Genomic DNA, 7,416 nt, shown 5'->3' with positions numbered 1-7,416 from the left:
ACCCCGGGACGCGCGGCCCCGGCGGAACGCTCGGTCACCTGCCCCTCGGAACCCTCGGCCTTCCCGGTGCCCTGCGGCTTGCCCGACTGCGGCGGCACCGCGGGGCGCTGTGGCCCCTCGGCTCCCGGCTTTTGGGGATGCTCGTTCTTGCCGGGCGCCTGCGGAGGCACGCCGGGCCTGCGGGGCTCGGTGCCCTCGGGCTTTCCGGGCTCCCGCGGCTGTCCCGCCTGCTGGGCGGGCAGGCCGCTCTGCGGTTTGCGGGGTGCCCCGGCGCCGGTGCTTCCGTCGCCCGTGCGGGCGGCCCGGCCCATCTGGGCGGCCAGGGCCGCGCGGCGGGCGCGGGCGGCCTGGTCCGCGCCGGCACCCGGCGACGACTGACCGCCGGAGGTGCCGTCGGCCGGCGACGCGGCCTTCTTCTCCTGGCCGTCCCGAGCCGGCCCGGCGGCCGCACCGTCCCGGCCCCGGTCCTGGCCCTGGCCCTGGTTCGAATCCGGCCGGTCCTTGCTGCTGCCCCGGTCCCGGTCGTCACCTTCTTCGGATCGGGTGTCTCCGGTGGCACCGCCGGCGGCCTCACCGGATTGTGCGGGCCCTGCAGCCGGCAGCGGTTGTTCCGGTGCCCCGCCCTCGTTCGGCTGCTGCGGCTGCGGCTCGTCGCTCATGTCGTGCACGGACTCCTGTTTCGCGTCGTACGTTTCCCGTACGCCTCGTACGCCTTCTGCGCCCCCGGTTTTGAAGACTCTCGCACCTGGCGATCCGTTCCCGGATTCCGGCACGCTTCCGGGACGAAAATGCGTCGCCGGCCGCCGGGCCTCCGGACTAGGCTCCTGCGCTTCGGTGTCGAGCGGTCCGGGGAGGTTGACTGACGTGGGCGCGGGACGGTTGTACGCCGCCGTCGCGACGGGGGGATTCAGACGGTACGCGACGTATCGGGCGGCCACTGCGGCAGGGGTGTTCACGAACACGGCCTTCGGACTCATCCTCGTCTACACCTATCTGGCGCTGTGGGACGAGAAGCCGCACCTCGGGGGCTATGACCAGGCGCAGGCCGTCACGTTCGTCTGGCTGGGGCAGGCCCTGTACGCGACGCTGGCGATCCAGGGGGGCGGTTTCGAGGCCGAGTTCATGGAACGCATCCGTACGGGTGAGGTCGCGATCGACCTGTACCGGCCGGTGGACCTCCAAGTGTGGTGGCTGGCGAACGATTTGGGCCGGGCGCTGTTCCAGCTGCTCGGGCGCGGGGTGGTCCCGTTCACGTTCGGGGCGCTGGTCTTCCCGACGGCGCTGCCCGACGAGGTGGGTACGTGGCTGGCTTTCCTGGTCTCGGTGGCGCTGGCGATGCTCGTCAGTTTCGGTATCCGCTACCTGGTGGCGCTGACCGGGTTCTGGCTGATGGACGGCACGGGGGCGCTGCAGGCGCTGATGGTCACCGGCATCTTCTGTTCGGGTATGACTCTGCCGCTGAACGCCTTTCCCGGGACGCTCGGTGAGGTAGTGCGGGCGCTGCCGTGGGCGGCGCAGATCCAGGTGCCGGCGGATGTGCTGATGGGGACGGCCGACCCGTTGCCCTCGTTCCTGTTCCAGGCGGCGTGGGCGGTGGTGCTGCTGGCGGTGGGGCGGCTGGTGCAGACGGCGGCGGCCCGGCGGGTGGTGGTGCAGGGTGGGTGAGTACGGGCAGCTGGCCGAGGGGCTGCGCGCCTACCGGCTGATCGCCGGGATGTGGATCCGCTCCACGCTGGCCTACCGGGCGTCCTTCGTGATGACCGTGTTCGGCGGGCTGGTCGTGACCGGCCTCGACTTCGTGACGATCATGCTGATGTTCTCCCGGGTCGACGTGCTCGGCGGCTACTCGCTGCCCGAGGTCGCGTTCCTGTACGGGCTGTCGGCGACGTCGTTCGGTGTCGCGGACCTGGCGATCGGTTCGGCCGACCGGCTGGGCCGCCGGGTGCGCGACGGCACGCTGGACACCCTGCTGGTGCGGCCCGCGCCGGTGCTGGCGCAGGTCGCAGCCGACCGGTTCGCGCTGCGCCGGGTCGGCCGCATCGCCCAGGGGGTGCTGGTGCTGGGCTACGCGCTCGTCGCGTCGGACATCGCCTGGACGCCGGTGAAGGTGCTGATGGTGCCGGGGATGCTGGTCTGCGGCGGGGTGATCTTCTCCGCTGTGTTCGTGGCGGGGGCGGCCTTCCAGTTCGTGGCGCAGGACGCGTCCGAGGTGCAGGCCGCGTTCACGTACGGCGGGCAGACGCTGCTGCAGTATCCGCCGACGGTGTTCGGCAAGGAGTTGGTGCGGGGGGTGACCTTCATGTTCCCGCTGGCCTTCGTCAACTGGGTGCCGGCCGCCTATGTGCTGGGGCGGCCGTATCCGCTGGGCGGGCTGCCACAGGGGGCGGCGTTCGCGCCGCCGTTGGTGGCGGTGGCGGCTTGCGCGGCGGCGGGACTGGCGTGGCGGGCGGGCCTTCGGTCGTATCGGAGTACAGGGAGTTGACGGTGGACGCGTTCATCGAGGTGGACCGGGTCGAGAAGGTCTTCGAGGTGCGCCGGAAGACCGGGTTCATGAAGCGGGAGCGGCGGCAGGTGCGGGCGGTGGACTCGATCTCGTTCTCCGTGGCGCGCGGCGAGATGGTCGGTTACATCGGTCCGAACGGGGCCGGGAAGTCGACGACGATCAAGATGCTGACCGGGATCCTCATGCCGAGTGGCGGCCGGCTGCGGGTGGCGGGGATCGATCCGTCGCGGGAGCGGACCCGGCTGGCGCACCGGATCGGTGTGGTGTTCGGGCAGCGGACGACGTTGTGGTGGGACCTGCCGCTGATCGACTCCTACCGGCTGACGCACCGTATGTACCGCATCCCGGAGGCCCGTTACCGGGAGAACCTGGACCGCTGTGTCGAACTGCTGGAGCTGGGCGACCTGTTGGACGTGCCGGTGCGGCAGTTGTCGCTGGGGCAGCGGATGCGCGGGGACATCGCGGCGGCCCTGCTGCACGATCCGGAGGTGCTGTACCTGGACGAGCCGACGATCGGTCTGGACGTGGTGTCCAAGGCGAAGGTGCGGGGCTTTTTGAAGGAGCTGAACGCCGGGAGCGGTACGACGGTGCTGCTGACGACGCACGACCTTCAGGACATCGAGCAGTTGTGCTCGCGGGTGATGGTGATCGACCACGGGCGGCTGATGTACGACGGCGCGCTGGCCGGGCTGCACGAGGCCGGGGAGGGGGAGCGGACGCTGGTGGTGGACCTGGAGCGGGAGTTGCCGCCGATCGAGGCGCCGTCGTGCCGGGTGGTGCGGGTGGCGGGGCCGCGGCAGTGGCTGGCGTTCCCGGCCGGGCAGTCGGCGGCGCCGCTGGTGGCGCACATCGCGGCCGGGTATCCGCTGGTGGACCTGTCGGTGCGGGAGCCGGACATCGAGGCGGTCATCGCGAAGATGTACGCGGAGAAGGCGGTCTCGTAGGCTTCTGTCATGACCGACGACGCAAGTCCGGACCTCCGGGCGTCCGACGCCGACCGTGAGCGGGTCGCCGAGGTCCTGCGGGACGCCCTCGCGGAAGGGCGCCTGGACATGGGGGAGTTCGAGGAACGGCTGGAGGCGACGTACAGCGCGCGTACGTACGGTGAGCTGACGCCGATCACCCGTGATCTGCCGGCCGGCGGCGCGGCGGCGGCCGCTCCCGTCTCGTTCTCGAAGGCGCCGGCGGAGCGGGGTGGCTGGGCGGGCCGGATCGTCGGGGGCGAGGGTTCCTCGGCGGGCGGGTTCGCGGTGCTGTCGGGGTTCGAACGCAGGGGCCGTTGGACGGTGCCGAAGCGGTTCAACTGCTTCGCGTTCATGGGCGGTGGTGAGATCGATCTGCGGGAGGCGAACTTCGCGGACCGCGAGGTGGAGATCAACTGCGTGGCGGTCATGGGCGGGGTGCAGGTGATCGTGCCGCCGGGCGTCGAGGTGGTGGTCCGGGGCATCGGCGTGATGGGCGGCTTCGAGCATCCGAGGGACGACGGTCCGCCGGAGCCGGGTGCCCCGCGGGTGGTGATCGGCGGCTTCGCCTTCTGGGGCGGGGTGGGCGTCGAGCGCAAGGTGACCCGGGCCGAGCGGCAGCGGCTGAAGGAGCAGCGCCGGCAGGAGCGGCTGGAGCGCAAGGAGGCCCGGCACGAGCTGCACCGGGCGCGGCGTGCGGACCGGGAGCGGGACTAGGGTCTGCCGTTCGGATCGTGCCGGGCTCGCGGTGCCCGTCGCCGGGGGTGAGCGTGCTCCCCCGGCGTCGGCGGTCCGTGGCTACGAGGTGCAGACCTTGGTCAGTTCGCCCGCGGCGTCCGTGACGGGGCTGACGTCGGGGGTGTGGTCGCCGTTCCTGATGGCGGCACGGACGTTGTCGACGGCTTTGGAGAGGTCGTCGACGGCCTTGTTGACGTCGGCGTCGTCGGTCTTGTCGCCGATCTTGTCGAGGTTCTTCTCGATGGAGTCGAGGGAGGCGTCGGCCTGCGTGGGGTCGTCGCCGGCGTTCTCCACGGCCTGCTGGAGGTCGGTGACGCTGTCGGCGATGGAGTCGGCGGTCTGTACGCAGTCCAGGGCCTTGTTCACGGCGTCGCAGCCGGTGGTGAGGCCGGCGGTGAGCGCGGCGGTCGCTAGGGCGGCGGCGACGGCGGTGAGCCGGCTTCGGCGTCGGCTGGCGGCCATGGTGTGGGTCCCTCCCCTGGTACGGCTGGCCGGGCGCACGGCGGTGGCCGTGCGCCCGTACCCATACGGACGTCGGGAAGGATGCGGGGGTTGCCCCCGCGTACCGGCTTTTTTGGCGGTCCCTTTACTTTGCGAGGGCGGCCGCCAGGGCCGCCCGCTGGGCCGCCGCGAGCTGGTCGCAGCCGGCCACGGCGAGGTCGAGCAGGGCGTTGAGCTCCTCGCGGGCGAAGGGTTCGGCCTCGGCGGTGCCCTGGACCTCGACGAAGCGGCCGTCGCCGGTGCAGACGACGTTCATGTCGGTCTCGGCGCGCACGTCCTCCTCGTAGCAGAGGTCGAGGAGGGGTACCCCGTCGACGATGCCGACGGAGACGGCGCTGACGGTTCCGGTGAGCGGCTGCCGGCCGGCCTTGACCAGTTTGCGGCCCTGGGCCCAGGCGACGGCGTCGGCCAGGGCGACGTAGGCGCCGGTGATGGCGGCGGTGCGGGTGCCGCCGTCGGCCTGGAGGACGTCGCAGTCGAGGACGATGGTGTTCTCGCCGAGCGCCTTGTAGTCGATGACGGCGCGCAGGGAGCGGCCGATGAGCCGGGAGATCTCGTGGGTGCGGCCGCCGATCCTGCCCTTGACGGACTCGCGGTCGCCGCGGGTGTTGGTGGCGCGGGGCAGCATGGAGTACTCCGCGGTGACCCAGCCCTCGCCGCTGCCCTTGCGCCAGCGCGGGACTCCTTCGGTGACGGAGGCGGTGCAGAAGACCTTGGTGTCGCCGAAGGAGACGAGGACGGAGCCCTCGGCGTGCTTGCTCCAGCCGCGTTCGATGGTGACCGGGCGGAGCTGTTCGGGGGTGCGGCCGTCGATTCGAGACATGCGGACGAGCCTAGCCGTACGCGCGGAAGGGGCCCGTCCCGCGTCGGGAAGTGCCCCTTCCTGGTGAACCGGGAGGTTCACATCATGTCTTCGATCTCCGCGGCGATCGGGTCGGCGTCGGTGCCGATGACGACCTGGATGGCGGTGCCCATCTTGACGACGCCGTGGGCGCCGGCGGCCTTCAGGGCGGTGTCGTCGACGAGCGAGGGGTCGGAGACCTCGGTGCGGAGCCGGGTGATGCAGCCCTCGATCTCCTCGATGTTCTCGATGCCGCCGAGGCCGGCGACGATCTTCTCAGCCTTGCTGGCCATGTTGCTTCTCCCTGATCCGAACCGCTTTGTCGCAGTAACCCACAGTTGGCCCATCTTCGCGAGCGGCCGTGCGGTACGTGCCCAATGATGGCGATCACCACAGCGGAACCGTCCGCCGACTGGTCTACACCACCGGGGGGACGGTAGCCAAACCGGCTTGTGCGCCGACGTGTTCGGCCGCCGGGCCGGGGTTCGAGGCCGAGGGGTTCAGGGAGGACGCCGATGAGCGCCGACAGCGCCGAGGACGCGGCCGGCCCGGCGCGCGTCCGGCTGCACCGGCTGTACCAGGGCCTGCAGAAGATGGGCCGCAGTCTCCAGCTGCCGATCGCGGTGCTGCCGGCCGCGGGCATCCTGATCGGCCTGGCCCAGCCGGGCGTGGTCGGCGAGGGCGGCCTCGGCTGGACCACGGTCTCCAAGGTGATGCTGGGCGCGGGCGGGGCGCTGCTCGACGGCTCGCTGGGGCTGCCGCTGCTGTTCTGCGTGGGCGTGGCGATCGGCATGGCCAAGAAGGCCGACGGCTCCACGGCGCTCGCGGCGGTGGCGGGCTTCCTCGTCTACTACGGCGTGCTGCACGAGTTCCCGGAGGACTGCCCGGCCGGCTCGAAGGCGGTCGAGCACGTGGGCTGCCAGGTGTCGGACGGGTCGGTGACGGCTTTCACCTTCCAGAACCCGGGTGTCTTCGGCGGCATCGTGATGGGCCTGCTGGCGGCCTTCTTCTGGGCCCGCTTCCACCGCACCCGGCTGGTGGACTGGCTGGGCTTCTTCAACGGGCGCCGGCTGGTGCCGATCATCATGTCGTTCGTCGCCATCCTCTTCGCGGGCCTGTGCCTGTGGGTCTGGCCGCCGGTCGGCAGCGGTCTGGAGAGCTTCGGCCACTGGCTGCGTGACGCGGGGCCGTGGGGCGCGGGGCTGTTCGGCGTCGCCAACCGGGCGCTGCTGGTGATCGGGCTGCACCAGTTCCTGAACGTGCCCCTGTGGTTCCAGTTCGGCAGCTACACCAAGCCGGACGGCACGGTGGTGCACGGCGACATCAACATGTTCCTGGCGGGCGACCCGAGCGCGGGGCAGTTCACCTCGGGGTTCTTCCCGATCATGATGTTCGCGCTGCCGGCGGCGGCGCTGGCCATCACGCACTGCGCGCGGCCGGAGCGGCGCAAGGAGGTCGGCGGGCTGATGCTGTCGGTGGCGCTGACGTCGTTCGTGACGGGCATCACCGAGCCGATCGAGTACTCCTTCCTCTTCATCGCGCCGACGCTGTACGCGGTCCACGCGGTGCTGACGGGGGTCTCGATGGCGGTGACGTGGGCGCTGGGCGTGCACGACGGCTTCGCCTTCTCGGCCGGTCTGATCGACTACGTCATCAACTGGCACCTGGCGACGAAACCGTGGCTGATCATTCCGATCGGCCTGGTGTTCGCCGCGGTCTACTACGTGGTCTTCCGCTTCGCGATCACCAGGTTCGATCTGCGGACGCCGGGGCGGGAGCGGGCGGAGGAGGTGGAGGACGTCACCAAGGCATAGGCGCCCCGCGAGGGGCACGGCGAGTAGCGCGGCGGTAACGGGAATCGCGGGTTCCTT

Annotated in this window: 8 protein-coding genes and 1 pseudogene; 5 read left to right on the top strand and 4 right to left on the bottom strand. The window is 71.4% G+C overall.

The features are described from left to right. Nucleotides 1-659: pseudogene (locus tag ABZ478_RS00500) on the bottom strand (hypothetical protein); the annotation flags it as partial. 205 nt (nucleotides 660-864) lie between these two features. On the opposite strand from ABZ478_RS00500, the gene ABZ478_RS00495 reads away from it, so the two are divergent. Genes ABZ478_RS00495 through ABZ478_RS00480 form a run of 4 tightly spaced genes read left to right on the top strand, consistent with a single transcriptional unit; the run spans nucleotide 865 to nucleotide 4,182 of the window. Beyond that, nucleotides 865-1,665 (top strand): ABC-2 family transporter protein, encoded by an 801-nt coding sequence (locus tag ABZ478_RS00495; RefSeq protein WP_359544304.1) that lies wholly within the window; start codon nucleotides 865-867, stop codon nucleotides 1,663-1,665. Between the two features lie 49 nt (nucleotides 1,666-1,714). After that, on the top strand, nucleotides 1,715-2,482 hold the full coding sequence (locus tag ABZ478_RS00490; protein ID WP_359544975.1) for an ABC transporter permease: 768 nt from the start codon (nucleotides 1,715-1,717) through the stop codon (nucleotides 2,480-2,482). Then, on the top strand, nucleotides 2,479-3,447 hold the full coding sequence (locus tag ABZ478_RS00485; RefSeq protein ID WP_359544303.1) for an ATP-binding cassette domain-containing protein: 969 nt from the start codon (nucleotides 2,479-2,481) through the stop codon (nucleotides 3,445-3,447). The genes ABZ478_RS00490 and ABZ478_RS00485 overlap by 4 nt, the downstream gene beginning before the upstream one ends. A gap of 9 nt (nucleotides 3,448-3,456) precedes the next feature. Continuing rightward, nucleotides 3,457-4,182, top strand: a complete 726-nt coding sequence (locus ABZ478_RS00480) for a DUF1707 domain-containing protein (RefSeq protein ID WP_359544302.1) — start codon at nucleotides 3,457-3,459, stop codon at nucleotides 4,180-4,182. Nucleotides 4,183-4,263: 81 nt separating this feature from the next. Here the strand turns inward: ABZ478_RS00480 and ABZ478_RS00475 are convergent, their stop codons facing one another. From ABZ478_RS00475 to ABZ478_RS00465, 3 genes are all read right to left on the bottom strand, one after another. Then, a complete protein-coding gene (locus tag ABZ478_RS00475; protein WP_359544301.1) occupies nucleotides 4,264-4,665 on the bottom strand; it encodes a hypothetical protein in 402 nt (133 codons plus the stop codon). 124 nt (nucleotides 4,666-4,789) lie between these two features. Beyond that, nucleotides 4,790-5,527, bottom strand: a complete 738-nt coding sequence (gene rph / locus ABZ478_RS00470; RefSeq protein WP_359544300.1) for a ribonuclease PH — start codon at nucleotides 5,525-5,527, stop codon at nucleotides 4,790-4,792. Nucleotides 5,528-5,604: 77 nt separating this feature from the next. After that, nucleotides 5,605-5,838 (bottom strand): PTS glucose/sucrose transporter subunit IIB, encoded by a 234-nt coding sequence (locus ABZ478_RS00465; protein WP_199210715.1) that lies wholly within the window; start codon nucleotides 5,836-5,838, stop codon nucleotides 5,605-5,607. A gap of 222 nt (nucleotides 5,839-6,060) precedes the next feature. Here ABZ478_RS00465 and ABZ478_RS00460 point away from each other — a divergent pair, with 222 nt between their 5' ends. Beyond that, nucleotides 6,061-7,359 carry a PTS transporter subunit EIIC gene (locus tag ABZ478_RS00460; RefSeq protein ID WP_359544299.1) on the top strand — a complete coding sequence of 433 codons (1,299 nt, stop codon included), beginning with the start codon at nucleotides 6,061-6,063 and terminating at the stop codon, nucleotides 7,357-7,359. The last annotated feature ends 57 nt before the right edge of the window (nucleotides 7,360-7,416 follow it).

The sequence above is a fragment of the Streptomyces sp. NPDC005706 genome (assembly GCF_040631045.1).
Lineage (GTDB): Bacteria > Actinomycetota > Actinomycetes > Streptomycetales > Streptomycetaceae > Streptomyces.
Note: the sequence above shows the minus strand (reverse complement) of the source record. Positions and strands in the feature narration are given on the sequence as shown.